Consider the following 16,072-nt stretch of genomic DNA (forward strand, 5'->3'; position numbering starts at 1 on the left):
AGTACTAACAAAATTTAATTTTAATAGTTTAATCTAATTATTATCCTTTAAAGATTAACCTTTTTTTAATTTTATTTTCAAATAATTAAATAACTTTACGAAAAACTTATAAAACTATGAAGAAAATAATCTACTTATTATTGCTTTCGTCTTTTGTATCTTTTAGTCAAACTGAAAAGAAAAGCAAAGTAACGTTTACTGCTAAAATTGAAAATAGAAATAGCGACACTTTAAAAATCTATGGTCCAAATCGTTTTGTAGAAGTTATTCCAATAAAAAATGGTGTTTTTAAAGCTACTTTTGAAACTACAGATGGACTTCATCAATTTTCAGACGGTAAAGAATCATCGTTATTATTTTTAAAAGATGGGGACGACTTAAAATTGACAATGAATGCAAAAGAGTTTGATGAGACTATAGTTTATAAAGGAAAAGGAGCAGAAGAGAGTAATTACCTTGCCCAAAAGGCATTAACAGATGAAAAGTTTGAAATGTCTTTAGAAGAATTAATGGCAAAAGATGAAGCTACATTTAAGGCGGCTTTAGCTGATAAAAAAGGGAAAGATTTAGCGGCTTTAGAGAGTAAAGGTTTAAATAAAAAATTAGTTGAAGCAATAAAACCTGTTATTGCACAGGAAGAAATGATGTTGACTCAGTTTTTTAATCAAAAAAAGGTTGCTGCTAAATTAGTTGGAACTCCATCACCTACATTTAATTATGAGAATCATAAAGGAGGGAAAACATCATTAGAAAGTTTAAAAGGGAAATATGTTTACATTGATGTTTGGGCAACTTGGTGCGGTCCATGTATAGCTGAAATTCCACATTTAAAGAAAGTTGAAGAAGCGTATCATGCTAATAATATTGAATTTGTAAGTATTTCTATTGACAAAGTAAAAGACCATGAGAAATGGGTAAAGTTTGTTACAAATAAAGAATTAGGTGGAATACAGTTATTCGCAGATAACGACTGGAACTCACAATTTGTAAAGGAATATCAAATCAATGGTATTCCAAGATTTATTCTTGTTGGGCCAAATGGAGAAATTGTTAATGCTGACGCTCCAAGACCATCATCACCATCATTAGTAGAATTGTTAGATTCTTTATTGAAATAGTTAGTTGTTCTAATTAAAATATGTATTTTTTTTAAGCCAACACAATGTGTTGGCTTTTTTTCTAATGTTAAGTTTTTACTCAATGTTACCAAATTGTTAAGAGAAAGTTTTTTTATTGTAAATAAATTTATATATTTGATATTATATAATTAATTAAAACATAAAGAAAATATGAAAAAGATAATTTTAGTAGCGGCATTATTGGTTTCGGGAATGTTTTTTGCACAAGAAATTAAACCAAAATTTGAAGTAGTAGATAATATGGTAAAAGCAACTTACTATTTTGACAATGGTCAGGTTAGTCAAGAAGGCTTTTATTTAGATGGGAAGTTACATGGTAAGTGGATTTCATATACTGAAGCTGGAACAAAACAAACAATGGGTGAGTATGAAAGTGGTGCTAAAGTTGGGAAATGGTTTTTTTGGAATGAGAATTCATTAAGTGAAGTTGATTTTTCTAAAAGTAAAATGGAGTCGGTTAAAAAATGGTCTCAAGATGCTTTGGTAAATAACTAAAGAAAATAATAAAAGTAAAAAGCTCCTAATTTAATTAGGAGCTTTTTTTATGATTCAATTTAATTTTTATTCTTCAACAGGTGTTAGTTTTTTATTCTTTAACCATATTTTAAAAATATTAACTAAGTAGAATAATACAGGTACAACTACTAATGTTAGGAAAGTAGCAAAGATTAATCCGAAGATTACAGTCCACGCTAAAGGTCCCCAAAATATAACGTTGTCTCCACCCATATAAATATGAGGATTTCCAGTTGCAAATAAGCTAAAGAAATCAATATTAAAACCAATTGCTAATGGAATTAAACCTAATACTGTAGTGATTGCTGTAAGTAAAACTGGTCTTAAACGAGCTTTACCTCCAATAACAATAGCATTAAAAATATCTTCTTTTTCTAATTGTGCATCACTAGGAAGATTCAATTCTTCTTTTCTTCGGGCAATTAATAAATCGGTATAATCAAGCAATACAACACCATTATTTACCACAATTCCCGCTAAGGAAATAATTCCCATCATAGTCATCATAATAACAAATGGCCAACCTGTTAACATTAGTCCTAAGAATACACCTATAAAACTTAAAAATACGGCAACCATAATAATAGCTGGTCTTGAAACCGAATTAAATTGGAAAATTAAGATTAAGAAAATTAAGAATAACCCTGTAAATAAAGCTCCCATTAAGAAGGACATTTGTTTTCCTTGTTCTTCTAATTGTCCTGTATAATCAAACTCAACTGTTTTTGGTTTATCAAAATTAGCCATTTCTGCTTGAATTTGAGCAACCGCAGCACCTGCATCTGTAAATCCAGGAGCTAAGGCAGAATATAATACAACTACTCTTTTTGTGTTTTTATGCTTAATAGCACTAAACGAAGAAGTATTTTGTTGTGAAGCTACTGTAGAAACCGGAATTTCCTTAATTTGACCAGAAGCCATATCTCTAAAAGTGATGTTTTGGTTAAAAATGGCACTTTTATTGTATCTATTTTCTTCGTTAAAACGAACATAAATATCATAATCTTCTCCGTCTTTTTTGTAAACACCTGCTTTTTCTCCAAAGATAGAACGACGCAATTGATTACCAACTTGACCAGCTGAAACACCCATTTCTCCTGCTTTTTCTCTATCAACTACAACTTTCATTGCTGGTTTTCCTTTGTTTACATCAATTTTTAATTCATCTACACCAGGAATGTTTTTTGTAGTTAAGAAATCTTTCATTTTTTCTGCAGTATTAATTAACTCTGCATAATCATCTCCTTTAATTTCAATATTGATAGGATAACCTGCAGGCGGACCAACAGCGTCTTTTTCAACTGAAATAGAAACACCAGGATAAATATCTTTTAAAGATTCTTGGACTTTTTTACGTAAATCTTCCGAATCCAGACCGTTTCTAAACTTATATTCACGCATAGAAACTGTAATTTTACCTTTATGTGGCATTTCTGCAGTTGAACCACCATCTGTTTGAGGGTTACCAGCTCCTTCACCTACTTGTGCTACTGCACTTTCTACTAAATAATTAGTGTTATTATCTAAATTTATAAATTCTTTAGAGTTTAAAACAGCATAAACACGTTTTTCAATAGATTCAGTAATTTTATTTGTTTTTTCAATGTCTGTTCCTTGTGGATATTCCACATAAACAATAATTTGATTTGGAGTATTGTCAGGGAAAAATTCCACTTTTGTTCTTCCACTACCTACGCTCCATCCGAAATATAAAAATAATACTATCCAAAACATTAAGATCATTCCACCAAAAACGATAATTGGTTTTTTTCCTGATAAGAAGAATTTTAAACTTTTTTCATACCAATTTTCCCATTTCGTTAAAACCTTATTTTGGAATGAAGTTGTCCATCCTTTAATAACGTATTTATAAATCCAAAACATGATTGCTGTAAAGATCATTACAGAACCTAAAGCTCTAAATGCTCCACCAAAAATTAAGATAAAAGCTCCTAATCCGCCAAGAATTATACTTAAACGAATTAATGATTTTTTAGATAAGATTTTCTCGTTAATATCCATTAATTGAGATACTAAAACGGAGTTGAAAAATATTGCTACAAATAATGAAGAACCTAATACAACAGATAAAGTAATAGGGAAATAAATCATAAATTGTCCCATTGTTCCTGGCCACATTCCTAGTGGAACGAAAGCTGCTACTGTAGTTGCTGTTGAAATAATAATAGGTAAGGCAATTTCTCCAATCCCTTTTTTGGCTGCTTCAATTCGGCCCATTCCTTCGTCTTCCATTAAGCGGTAAACGTTTTCAACAACTACAATTCCATTATCTACAAGCATTCCAAGTCCCATAATTAACCCGAAAAGAATCATGGTGTTCATGGTGTAACCTAGTCCGTTTAATATCATAAACGACATAAACATAGACATTGGAATTGCAAAACCAACAAAAAGCGCATTTCTGAATCCTAAGAAAAACATTAAAACGCCAACTACTAGAATAATACCAAAAATGATATTATTTACTAAATCATCAACCTGGTTTAAAGTCCTTGAAGATTGATCATTTGCAATGGTAACTTGTAAATCTTTTGGAAAAACATTCTCTTCGGCATCTTTAATTATGGTTTTGATTTTATCTGCAGCTTCAATCATATTTTTACCAGCGCGTTTTTTTACGTCTAGCATTACCACTCTTTTACCAAACTCTCTTGCATAAGTGGTTTTATCTACATCTTTAAAAGTAACTTTTGCTATGTCTTTTAAGTAAATTGCTCCACCTTGTGTTTTAACTACAAAATTTTCAAGTTCAGAAGGATTGTCTACTTCGCCTAAAATTCTAATAGTTCTTCTTTGTCCGTTAGAAATAAGGTTTCCTGCAGACATCGTTACGTTTCCGTTTCTTACTGCATTAATAACATCATCAAAACTTACTTTTGAAGCCATCATTTTGTAAATATCGACTGCAATTTCAACTTCTTTTTCTTGAGCTCCGCGAATGTCAACTTGTTTAATTTCGTCTAAGGCTTCAATTTTATCTTCAAGATATTCACCAAATAATTTTAATTTATCAACAGGATAATCTCCTTGAATATTAATGTTTGCAATTGGCACTTCTTCTGACATATTAAGGTCAAAAACATTAGGTTCTACTTTAGCCCCATTAAATGTTGGCCAATCTTCACCACCTGTTTTAGTATCAATTTTGTCTTTAATTTTTTGTTTTGCGGCATCAACAGTAATTTTTTCGTCAAATTCTACAGTAATAATACCATAATCTTCTTGCGAAGTAGATAAGATTTCAACAACGTTACTTACGTTTCTAACTTCTTCTTCTAATGGATCAATTATAAGGCGCTCAATATCCTCTGCAGTATTTCCTGGATAAACGGTGCTGATGTATATTTTTGTTTCTTTAATTTCGGGAAAATCTTCTCTTGGCATATTGTAATATGCAGATAATCCTAAAAATAAGAACATAATCATCGTTACATAAATGGTCATCTTGTTTTCGATGGCCCAAGACGATAATTTAAACTCTTTTTCTGTATTGTTAGTACTCATGTTTTATATTATTTAATTATCGATACTTTTTGTCCGTCCTTTACACTACGAGCACCTTCGTTAATAATTAGATCGCCATCTTTAATACCTTCTATAATTTCTACTAAACTATTTTGAGATTGACCTGTTTTTACGATTACTTTTTTAGCAATAGCATTTCCGTTTTTATCTACATTTTCAGCAATATATAAATATTGTTCTCCTTCAGCATTTTCTGAAATAATACTAATAGGAACTGTTATAGCTTTTGGATTAGAGTAATCTTTTATTTGAATCTTTGAAGTTAAATTAGGTTTGATTTTTCCATTTTTATTTGGAACAGCAACTTGAATTGTAAATGAACGATTTTCTGGATTAATATAGTTGCTAACTTGAGTTACTTTGGTATTTAATGATTCTCCTAAAACCGGAAAATTTACTATAACATCTGATCCCTTTTTCACCGAACTAATGTTTTTTTCTGGGACTTCAGCATCTAAATACATATTGTTAAGACTTACAATTCTCATAATTGGAGTTCCAGGACCTACTACGCTTCCTTTTTCAGTGATAACGTCATCAATAGTTCCTGTAAATGGAGCTCTAATTATTGTTTTTGCTAATTGCGCTTTCATTTGAGCAACAGCTTTTAATTGCGCATTATATGTTGTTTTTGCTTGTAAAAATTGAATTTCAGAGCCGATTTTTTGGTTCCATAAATTTTGTTGTCTTTCATAAGTTGTTTTGGCTAAAGCAGCTTGAGTTTCCATTTGTGCTAATTGAGAACTTAATCCGCCATCATCAATTTTTCCTAAAGTTTGCCCCTTAGTTACACTTTGTCCTTCGGTTACATAAACTTGTTGAAGAATTCCGCCCATTTCTGCATTTAAAACAATATTTTCTTTGGTTTGAACATTTGCTTGCAGTTCTAAATAATGATTAAAAACAGTGTCTTTAGCGGCAATAATAGTAATTAATGCTAATTTATGATTAGCGTCTTTTTTACCAATAGCATCATCAATTAAAGCTAATTCTTTGCTTAATGCATCGGCTTGTTGTACTAATTCTGTTCTCTTAGCTCTTAACTGCTCTAATGTTCCTTTTTCAATAACTGAAGCTGTTGAGTTTTTTTGATCTCCTCCACAAGAAAGTAAAAGAATTGATGTAAAAACGATGATGTATATTTTTTTTATCATGATGGTTATTTTATAATTATTTAATGTTTGTAATTTTATCTAATGCTGTTTTTTTGTTAATCACGTCAATCATAGATTGGAGATAGTTTTGTTGAGTTGTATAAAGCTGTCTTTGTGCTTCTGTAAACTCAAAACTACTTGAAAGCCCTTCTTTAAATTTAATTTGTTGCTTTTTTTCGATTCTTTCAGCTAAACTTAAATTACTTTTTGAAGTGGCTAATTGTTCAATACTATATTCATAATCGTTGAAAGCGCTTTTGTATTGAAGAATTAAATTTTGCTCTGTTTGCTTTAGTTGTGTTGTAGCTTGTTCATAAGCAATTTTTGCTTGTTCTTTTTTCGCCCCAAAGCTAAAACTGCTAAATATTGGTACGTTTAAACTAATTCCAAAATTTGAATAGTTATACCATGGTTGACTTTGTTCTAGAAAATCAAATTTATTAGCAAATGAATTTAAACCATAATTTAAATTAGCTGCAAGTGTGGGAAGTGATCTGTATTTTTCTAGCTTTAATAAAAGTCTTTTAGATTCTTCGTTGTTTTGACTAATTTTATAATCAAGATTATTATTTACATTAAAATCTTCATTAAATAATGCTAAGTTGATACTGTTTTTTGCAATATCGTTTAAGTTTTCTGTAAGAGTAACTTCTTCTTTTATATCAATTCCTAAAGCAATTTTAAACAATTGTAAAGCAATATCACTTCGTTTAGTTGCATTAGAAAGTGTACTGTTTATTTGATTTAATGTAATTTGAAGTTGTTCAACATTTTCTTCTTCAACTAATCCGTTTTTGTAAGTTTCAGTTGTTTCAAAAAGAGTTTGTTCTAGTGATTTTTTATTTTTTTCAAGAATTAATATATTTTCTCTAGCTAATAAAACGTTCCCATAAGCATTGGTTACCATTTCTCGAACTTCTAAATCGGTTTTTTCTTTGGCATTTTTAGAAATTTGTAAATATACTTTTGCAGATTGTAAACCAACGATATAAGAACCGTCAAATATTAATTGAGATAAAGTAGCTCTTGCATCCATACTATGTTTAGTTCCAAATGTAATTGTTGATACACTTCCTGATGCTCCGCCAAAAGCACCGCCGCCAGTAATACCTTGCTCAGTGAAATCGAGATTGTTTAAATAAGATACATTTCCATTAATTTGTGGCAATCCAATTGCAGTTGTCTCCCATTTTTTTGCTTTAGCAGCGTTTATGTCTTTAGCAGCATTTATTGCATCGTAATTATTTTTTAATGCATGTTCAATTGCTTGGTTTAGAGTAAAAGAATAACTTTCATTTTTCTCTTGGGCATTTGAAAAACTGATAAACAGTAATAAAGTAACTAGTATACTATGTTTCATTTTTTAACTATTTGTTTTTAATAATTGTTCAAGTTTGTTAATTCCTTTTGGGGTGCATATTGCTCTTAAATGGTATTCTAAATAAGTTGATTGTACTACCTTGCTTTTAAAAATTTCAGGATTAAAAATTTCAGCATCTTTAATACTTGTCATTCCGGCAAAATAAAAACGACTAATTAGCTCTTTGTTAATTTCGTTTCTAAAAAGTCCTAGATCAATTCCTTTTTGTAAATTATCTATAACACAACATCCCATTTTTTCAAACTGTTTTAAAGTAAGGCTTTTGTGTATTTTAGGATAATATTTTTGTAATTGATAAATAGGAGATGTGTTTTCATCTTTTAAATTTTTCATTACAAATTCCTTAATACTAAAGAGTTCTTCAATAGGATTTTTATTACTTAAAATAATTTCATCAATTCCACATGAAATGGTTTCAAATAAATTTGTTGTGGAGGCTTTAACTAGTGCGTCTTTACTAGAATAATGTTGATAAATGGTCTTTTTAGAAATTCCCATTTCAGAAGCAATATCGTCCATCGTTACACTTTTAAACCCAAGTGTAAGAAACATGTCTGTTGCTTTTTGTAGAATTTGGTCTTTCATATTTTTCTGAATTAATTCAGTTTTTAATTATGGTGCAAACCTACGACGGAAACTCTTAATACAAAAATAGTTTCCAAAGTTTTTAAGAAATTTTAACATTTCAAATATCTAATCTCATGTTTCCGTATTCCTTTTTTTTTAACGTAATTTGTATTTCATATTTAAATCTTTGTTTTTATGCATTCAATTGCTCAATACCAAGACATTGTTTCTAGCTATTTTAATTCTATTTCAATACCAAAAGAGCCTAAAGGTTTATACGAACCAATAACTTATATTTTATCGTTAGGAGGAAAAAGATTGCGCCCGGTTTTAACGCTAATGACTACTGAGGTTTTTGATGTAGATTATAAAAAGGCAATAAATGCTGCTACTGCAATTGAAGTTTTTCATAATTTTTCTTTAATTCATGATGATATAATGGATGATGCTCCGTTAAGAAGAGGAAAGGAAACAGTTCATGAAAAATGGAATTTAAATACAGGGATTCTTTCTGGAGATGCAATGCTTATTTTGGCTTACCAATATTTTGAAGATTATGAGCCAGTAATTTTTCAGAAACTTGCAAAGTTGTTTAGTAAAACTGCTCTTGAAGTTTGTGAGGGACAACAATATGATGTGGACTTTGAAACACGTGACGATGTTACGATTCCCGAATATTTAAAAATGATTGAATATAAAACCGCAGTTTTGGTTGGTGCAGCTATGAAAATGGGGGCAATTGTGGCAGAAACTACGGAAGAAAACGCTAATTTAATTTATGAATTTGGAATTAACTTAGGTATTGCTTTTCAATTACAAGACGATTATTTAGATGCATTTGGTGATCCAGAAACTTTTGGTAAACAAATAGGTGGTGATATTATTGAAAATAAAAAAACATATCTTTATTTAAAAGCAATGGAGTTTTCTTCAGCACAAAATAAAGAAATGTTGTCGCACTTATTTTCAATTCAGCCTTCAGATAATAGTGATAAAATTTTATCGGTGAAAACTATTTTTAATGAATCGGGTTCAAGTAAAGCAACACAAGATGCTATTTTAAACTATACACAAAAAGCATTTGAAACACTATCTAAAATTGAAATTTCAGAAGATAAAAAAGCGGTTTTAAGAGCTTTTGGAGAACAACTTATGAGTAGAAATGTATAAGGCACCAGCAAATATTGATTTGTTGATTTCGCAAGCCGAAGAAGAACATTTGTACTTTAAATTAGTAGAACAAACCAACAAAGATTTTGCTCTAGCAAATGAAGCAATTGACATTCCTTTAGATGTTTTTCCTTTACATTTTAAAGAACGTGTTCAAGAAAAAATATACAAACTCATACAAAATAAGTTTGCAGAATATTTAAACTTGCTTTATATAATTGATGTTTCAGAAGAACAAATTAAAAAACTAGACGGTTCTGATGTTGTAGAGTTATCAGAACAAGTAACTTTTTTAATCTTAAAAAGAGAGTGGCAAAAAGTGTGGTTTAGAAATAAATTCTAATAAAAGGCATTAATGCATCTACATAAACATTGTTTTTGTCTTTGTGCAAAACATTATATCGCAAACCAATTGTAACGCTTTGCGATCTATAACCAGCGCCTATGAATAATGCAGTGTTCCAAAAATCATCTTTAAAATCATTGCCTGTGGTTTCATAACTATTATTTACTCTAAGTTGTTCTAGTTCAGCCGAAAGTTGAATCTGCTGAATTGGGTTAAATAAACCTATAATACTTCCTCCGTAAATATGAGATTTATAAAAACCTTTTTGATAAACATAACTATATTGTGTTCCTAAACCCAAAGCAGTTTTTTCGTTAAAATTATAAATTGCACTAGGTGCAATAGTAATATTTGTATAACCACTACCAAAACCTAGTCCAAGTCCTCCTCCTAGTTGAACGTGTTCCCAAAATTCACTTTTTGTTTTAGTTTTGTTTAAATCTTGCGCATTTATGTTAATTACATTGCATATTAAAAACATAAAACACAGTATAAATGTTAAATTTATTGAAGTATTCTTTTCCATAAAACCTTTTCTAAAAAATATATGTTATAAAAATACAAAAATCTTTAAAAGATTATCAGAAATGTTTTACTTTTGTACAATTGTTTAATCAAAACGTCTATTTAGACAAAAATATGGATAGGTTTTCCTTTTTAAATGCTGCACATACGGCTTTCTTTGCCGATTTATACGAACAATATTTACAAAACCCAGATAGCGTAGAGCCAAGTTGGAGGAGTTTTTTCCAAGGATTTGACTTTGGACAGGCTAGTTTTAACTCTGATGAAGTAGCTCAACAAATTACAGATGGTAATTTTTCATGCGATCATGTTGCCGAAAAAACGCAAAAAGAATTCAACGTTCTTCGACTAATTGATGGTTATAGAACAAGAGGTCATTTGTTTACAAAAACAAACCCTGTTAGAGACAGAAGAACATATTCGCCAACATTAGCCTTAGAAAATTTTGATTTATCAAATGCAGATTTGAATACTGTTTTTGATGCTGCTAAAATGGTTAATATGAAACCAAGTACTTTGGCTGAGATTATTAAACATTTAGAAAGTGTTTATTGTCAATCTATGGGAATTGAGTATATGTATATTCGTGAACCAGAGGTTATCAATTGGATAAAAAACAGGTTAGATGTTAATGATAATCAACCAAACTTTAATCAAGATCAAAAGAAAAATATACTTAGAAAATTAAATGAGGCTGTTTCTTTTGAAACATTTCTTCATGCAAAATATGTGGGTCAAAAACGTTTCTCGTTAGAAGGTTGTGAAGCTGCAATTCCTGCTTTAGATGCATTAATTGAAGCTGCTGCCGAAAAAGGTGTGGAGCAATTTGTAATGGGAATGGCTCATCGTGGTCGTTTAAATGTTTTGGCTAATATTTTTGGTAAAAACACTCAAAATATTTTCTCAGAATTTGACGGAAAAGACTATGATGATGATATGCATTTTGATGGAGATGTGAAATATCATTTAGGTTTAACTTCAGATAGGTTAACAGATTCAGGAAAAAAAATAAATTTAAATTTAGCTCCAAATCCTTCGCATCTTGAAACAGTTGGTGCTGTTATTGAAGGTATTGCAAGAGCAAAACAAGATAGAAATCATCCAAATGATATTTCAAAAGTTTTACCTATTGCCGTTCATGGTGATGCTGCAATTGCAGGACAAGGTATTGTTTATGAAATTATTCAAATGGCAAAATTAGATGGTTATAAAACGGGTGGAACAATTCACTTGGTAATTAACAATCAGGTTGGTTTTACAACCAATTATTTAGATGCGCGTTCATCTACTTATTGTACGGATATTGCAAAAGTAACACTATCGCCGGTAATACACGTAAATGCAGATGACCCAGAAGCTGTAGTTCATGCCATGTTATTTGCCTTAGATTATAGAATGGAATTTGGGGGAGATGTATTTATCGATTTATTAGGATATAGAAAATATGGTCATAACGAAGGTGACGAACCTCGTTTTACTCAACCTAAATTATATAAGTTAATTTCAAAACATAAAAATCCTCGTGATATTTATGCAGAAAAATTAAAACAAAGTGGTGTTATTGACGCTGGCTATGTAAAGGAGTTAGAGGCTAAATATAAAGCAAAACTAGATGAAAATCTTGAAGAATCTCGTAAAAAAGATTTAACGGTTATTACGCCTTTTATGCAAAATGTTTGGAAAGGTTTCGAACAAGTATCAGACGACACAATGTTGCAAAAATTCGATACTACTTTTGATAAAAATGAATTAACAGAAATTGCAAAAACAATTTGCGAATTACCTTCCGGCAAAAAATTCATCAGTAAAATCACAAAAATTATCAAGGATAGAAATAACATGTATTTCGAATCTGATAATTTAGACTGGGCAATGGGTGAATTACTAGCTTATGGTACACTTCTAAAAGAAGGATACGATGTTCGTATTTCAGGACAAGACGTAGAAAGAGGAACATTCTCTCATCGTCACGCTGTTGTTAAAGTGGAAGATTCGGAAGAAGAAGTTGTTTTGCTTAACGATATTAAAGATAAAAAAGGAAATTTTTATATCTACAATTCACACTTGTCAGAATACGGAGTTGTTGGTTTTGAATACGGTTATGCATTAGCGTCTCCAAATACATTAACAATCTGGGAAGCACAATTTGGGGATTTTTCAAATGGAGCTCAAATTATGATTGACCAATACATTTCTGCAGGAGAAGATAAGTGGAACAATCAAAACGGATTAGTTTTCTTATTACCTCATGGTTATGAAAATCAAGGAGCGGAGCATTCATCAGCACGTATGGAACGTTATTTGCAGATGTGTGCAAAACACAATATGTTCGTTGCTGATTGTACTACACCAGCAAACTTCTTCCACTTGCTAAGAAGACAAATGAAAACAACTTTCCGTAAACCGTTAATTGTGTTTACGCCAAAGAGTTTATTGCGTCATCCACAAGCGGTTTCTAAAATTGAAGATTTAACAAATGGTCAATTCCAAGAAATACTAGACGATCCAAATGTTACAGATAAAAAAGCAATAAAATCATTGGTTTTCTGTACAGGTAAAGTATATTATGATATTATTGCAAAAAGAGAAGAATTAGAAAGAAATGATGTTGCAGTAGTTCGTTTAGAGCAAATATTTCCATTGGCAACAGAACAGATTAAAGAAATTATTGCAAGTTATCCAAATGTTGATGATTACGTATGGGCACAAGAAGAACCAAAAAATATGGGTGCTTATGGTTTCATGTTAATGAATTTTGATTTGGTTAAATTGCGTTTAGCATCGCCAAAAGCGTACAGTGCACCTGCAGCAGGAAGTTATGAACGTTCTAAAAAACGTCAAAAAAATGCTATTGCGATGGTTTTTGATAAAACATTATTTCAATAAAACAACTACTTTAAAGTAGTAACACAAATAGATAAGTCCTTAAAAGATTAAAATTATTAAGATATGATTTTAGAAATGAAAGTCCCTTCACCGGGTGAATCAATTACAGAAGTAGAAATCGCAACTTGGTTAGTTCAAGATGGAGATTATGTAGAAAAAGATCAAGCTATTGCTGAGGTAGATTCAGACAAAGCTACATTAGAATTACCTGCGGAAGAAAGTGGAATTATTACACTTAAAGCTGAAGAAGGTGATGCAGTAGCAGTTGGAGCAGTTGTTTGTTTAATTGATACAAGCGCAGCAAAACCAGCTGGTGATGCACCTACAAAAACGGAAGCTAAAGTTGAAGAAAAGAAAGTAGAAGCTCCTAAAGCTGCGCCAGTAGCAGAAAAAACATATGCTTCTCAAACTCCTTCTCCTGCAGCTAGAAAGATTTTAGACGAAAAAAACATTCAACCTTCTGATATTGTTGGAACAGGAAAAGATGGAAGAATCACTAAAGATGATGCAGTAAATGCTGTGCCTTCAATGGGAACTCCTACAGGTGGTTCTCGTAGTTCTGAAAGAACTAAATTATCAATGTTACGTAGAAAAGTGGCTGAACGTTTAGTGGCTGCTAAAAACGAAACAGCTATGTTAACAACTTTTAACGAAGTTAACATGACACCAATTAATAACATTCGTAACCAATATAAAGACGAATTCAAAGCAAAACACAATGGTGTTGGTTTAGGATATATGTCATTTTTTACAAAAGCAGTTACAAGAGCTTTACAATTATATCCAGATGTGAACTCAATGATGGATGGTGATTATAAAGTAGCTTATGATTTTGCTGATATTTCAATTGCTGTTTCTGGACCAAAAGGTTTAATGGTTCCTGTTGTTAGAAATGCAGAAAACTTAACCTTTAGAGGTGTTGAGGCTGAAATTAAGCGTTTAGCTTTAAGAGCTCGTGACGGACAAATTACTGTTGATGATATGACTGGTGGAACATTTACTATTACAAATGGTGGTGTTTTTGGAAGTATGTTGTCTACACCAATTATCAATCCTCCACAATCTGGAATTTTAGGCATGCATAATATTATTGAACGTCCAATTGCAGTGGATGGTAAAGTTGAAATTCATCCAATGATGTATGTAGCTTTATCTTATGACCACAGAATTATTGATGGTCGTGAGTCTGTTGGTTTCTTAGTGGCTGTTAAAGAAGCTTTAGAAAATCCAATGGAATTATTAATGGATAACAATCCTAAGAAAGCATTAGAACTATAATATACTGAATTTGTTATACTGAACTAGTTTCAGCATCTCAAATTATGATTAGTATCTGAAGTAAATTCAGATTGATAAACCAAAAACCCCAAATTCAAATAAGATTTTGGGGTTTTCTGTTTTATTCGCTTTGCAATAACGGTTGAAGTGATATCCTTTTTTTATAAAAAAGATACAACGGAAAACGTGGTGCTTTAGTAATTGCCCAAAAATTATTTCAAATATAAATAATGATTGTAATAATCAATAATTGCTTTTCCGTTAAGTAAAATATCTGCGCCAATAATACCGTCTACGGGTTTGGTTTTATAACTTTTCAACGCTTCGTTAACGTGACTCATATCAAAAACAACTAAATTTAGATTTTCGTATTTCCATCTGCCTAACTGAAGTTTGTTACTTTTAGAAATTTGAGTTTCCATTCCGGTTGCTCCAGCACCAGCTGCTTTTGTTTCTGAAAATTCAGCAAATAATTCAAATTTTTCAATTCCTTCAATCCCAACACAGCTATTGCTTGCTCCAGTATCTAAAATGAAATTTCCGCTAAATGAATTTAATTTAGCTTTAATCATTAAATGTTGGGTTTTTAAAACCGTAAATTTTATTTTTTTATATTTTTTTCCTTTTAAAAAGTCTTGTAAGTCTTCCATAAATCAAAAGTAAAGCAAAAATCTTAATCAATCTTCTTACTTTTGCATAATACAAACTTTAAACTTTAAACTTTGGACTTTAAACTTGGTTTAACCGATACACATACGCATTTATATTCGGAAGAATTTGATGCAGATAGAAATGAAATGATAGAACGGGCAATTCAAAAAGGAGTTTCTCGCTTTTTCGTTCCTTCGATAGATTCTTCATATACCCAAAAAATGTATGATTTAGAAAATCAATTTCCTGAAAACGTTTTTCTTATGATGGGCTTGCATCCAACCTATGTTAAAGAAAACTATTTAGAAGAATTGGCTCATGTTGAAAGAGAATTAGAAAAGCGAAAATTTCAAGCCATTGGAGAAATTGGGATTGATTTGTATTGGGATAAAACTTTTTTAAAGCAACAGCAACATGCTTTTCAACATCAAATTCAATTGGCTAAAAAATATAATTTAGGAATTAATATTCATTGTCGAGATGCTTTTGATGAAGTTTTTGAAGTTTTAGAAAGTGAAAAAGCAGAAGATTTGTTCGGTATTTTTCATTGTTTTACAGGTGATTTGGATCAAGCTCAAAGAGCAATTTCTTTAGGAATGAAATTAGGAATTGGTGGTGTTTCAACTTTTAAGAATGGGAAAATAGATCAGTTTTTAAATGAAATTGATTTGCAAAATATTGTTTTAGAAACCGATTCTCCTTATTTGGCGCCAGTTCCATATAGAGGAAAACGTAATGAAAGTTCATATACATTTTTAGTTGCAGAAAAATTGGCAACAATATATAATGTTGCTATTGAGGAAATTGCTAGCGTTACAACAGAGAATTCAAAGAAAATTTTCGGAATTTAACGATTTAAAAGCATTCGTTTCCTAAAATTTTTGTTCATTTGTAGATTGACTTTTTAAAATTA

The 16,072-nt window shown here is 30.7% G+C and carries 13 protein-coding genes; 7 read left to right on the top strand and 6 right to left on the bottom strand.

Going from position 1 to position 16,072, the window contains the following annotated elements; translation table 11 throughout:
• Positions 1-116 precede the first annotated feature (116 nt).
• Complete coding sequence (locus OLM55_RS04215) at positions 117-1,118, top strand: TlpA family protein disulfide reductase (RefSeq protein ID WP_264560171.1); 1,002 nt, start codon at positions 117-119, stop codon at positions 1,116-1,118.
• 171 nt (positions 1,119-1,289) lie between these two features.
• Positions 1,290-1,634 (top strand): toxin-antitoxin system YwqK family antitoxin, encoded by a 345-nt coding sequence (locus OLM55_RS04220; RefSeq protein ID WP_264560172.1) that lies wholly within the window; start codon positions 1,290-1,292, stop codon positions 1,632-1,634.
• Positions 1,635-1,700: 66 nt separating this feature from the next.
• Here OLM55_RS04220 and OLM55_RS04225 read toward each other — a convergent pair whose 3' ends face one another.
• Genes OLM55_RS04225 through OLM55_RS04240 form a run of 4 tightly spaced genes read right to left on the bottom strand, consistent with a single transcriptional unit; the run spans position 1,701 to position 8,321 of the window.
• Positions 1,701-5,180: an efflux RND transporter permease subunit gene (locus OLM55_RS04225; RefSeq protein WP_264560173.1), complete on the bottom strand. Its 3,480-nt coding sequence runs from the start codon at positions 5,178-5,180 to the stop codon at positions 1,701-1,703.
• A gap of 8 nt (positions 5,181-5,188) precedes the next feature.
• Positions 5,189-6,355 (bottom strand): efflux RND transporter periplasmic adaptor subunit, encoded by a 1,167-nt coding sequence (locus tag OLM55_RS04230; RefSeq protein ID WP_319800103.1) that lies wholly within the window; start codon positions 6,353-6,355, stop codon positions 5,189-5,191.
• A gap of 16 nt (positions 6,356-6,371) precedes the next feature.
• Complete coding sequence (locus tag OLM55_RS04235; protein ID WP_264560174.1) at positions 6,372-7,715, bottom strand: TolC family protein; 1,344 nt, start codon at positions 7,713-7,715, stop codon at positions 6,372-6,374.
• Positions 7,716-7,718: 3 nt separating this feature from the next.
• Positions 7,719-8,321 carry a TetR/AcrR family transcriptional regulator gene (locus OLM55_RS04240; protein WP_264560175.1) on the bottom strand — a complete coding sequence of 201 codons (603 nt, stop codon included), beginning with the start codon at positions 8,319-8,321 and terminating at the stop codon, positions 7,719-7,721.
• A gap of 177 nt (positions 8,322-8,498) precedes the next feature.
• On the opposite strand from OLM55_RS04240, the gene OLM55_RS04245 reads away from it, so the two are divergent.
• Positions 8,499-9,473 carry a polyprenyl synthetase family protein gene (locus OLM55_RS04245; protein WP_264560176.1) on the top strand — a complete coding sequence of 325 codons (975 nt, stop codon included), beginning with the start codon at positions 8,499-8,501 and terminating at the stop codon, positions 9,471-9,473.
• The gene (locus OLM55_RS04250) at positions 9,466-9,816 is read left to right on the top strand and encodes a hypothetical protein (protein WP_264560177.1); all 351 of its coding nucleotides are present in this window, start codon (positions 9,466-9,468) and stop codon (positions 9,814-9,816) included. The genes OLM55_RS04245 and OLM55_RS04250 overlap by 8 nt, the downstream gene beginning before the upstream one ends.
• On the opposite strand, the gene OLM55_RS04255 is transcribed toward OLM55_RS04250, so the two are convergent.
• Complete coding sequence (locus OLM55_RS04255) at positions 9,800-10,345, bottom strand: hypothetical protein (protein ID WP_264560178.1); 546 nt, start codon at positions 10,343-10,345, stop codon at positions 9,800-9,802. The two genes, OLM55_RS04250 and OLM55_RS04255, sit on opposite strands and share 17 nt — an antisense overlap.
• Before the next feature lie 113 nt (positions 10,346-10,458).
• On the opposite strand from OLM55_RS04255, the gene OLM55_RS04260 reads away from it, so the two are divergent.
• Together OLM55_RS04260 and odhB are read left to right on the top strand one after the other, a co-directional pair.
• Positions 10,459-13,230, top strand: a complete 2,772-nt coding sequence (locus tag OLM55_RS04260) for a 2-oxoglutarate dehydrogenase E1 component (protein WP_264560179.1) — start codon at positions 10,459-10,461, stop codon at positions 13,228-13,230.
• Between the two features lie 63 nt (positions 13,231-13,293).
• Positions 13,294-14,508, top strand: a complete 1,215-nt coding sequence (odhB, locus tag OLM55_RS04265) for a 2-oxoglutarate dehydrogenase complex dihydrolipoyllysine-residue succinyltransferase (RefSeq protein ID WP_264560180.1) — start codon at positions 13,294-13,296, stop codon at positions 14,506-14,508.
• 212 nt (positions 14,509-14,720) lie between these two features.
• On the opposite strand, the gene OLM55_RS04270 is transcribed toward odhB, so the two are convergent.
• Positions 14,721-15,158, bottom strand: a complete 438-nt coding sequence (locus OLM55_RS04270) for a retropepsin-like aspartic protease (RefSeq protein ID WP_264560181.1) — start codon at positions 15,156-15,158, stop codon at positions 14,721-14,723.
• Positions 15,159-15,230: 72 nt separating this feature from the next.
• Between OLM55_RS04270 and OLM55_RS04275 the strand changes: the two genes are divergently transcribed.
• Positions 15,231-16,010, top strand: a complete 780-nt coding sequence (locus tag OLM55_RS04275) for a TatD family hydrolase (protein ID WP_264560182.1) — start codon at positions 15,231-15,233, stop codon at positions 16,008-16,010.
• The last annotated feature ends 62 nt before the right edge of the window (positions 16,011-16,072 follow it).

Source organism: Flavobacterium sp. N2270 (genome assembly GCF_025947225.1).
Taxonomy (GTDB): domain Bacteria; phylum Bacteroidota; class Bacteroidia; order Flavobacteriales; family Flavobacteriaceae; genus Flavobacterium.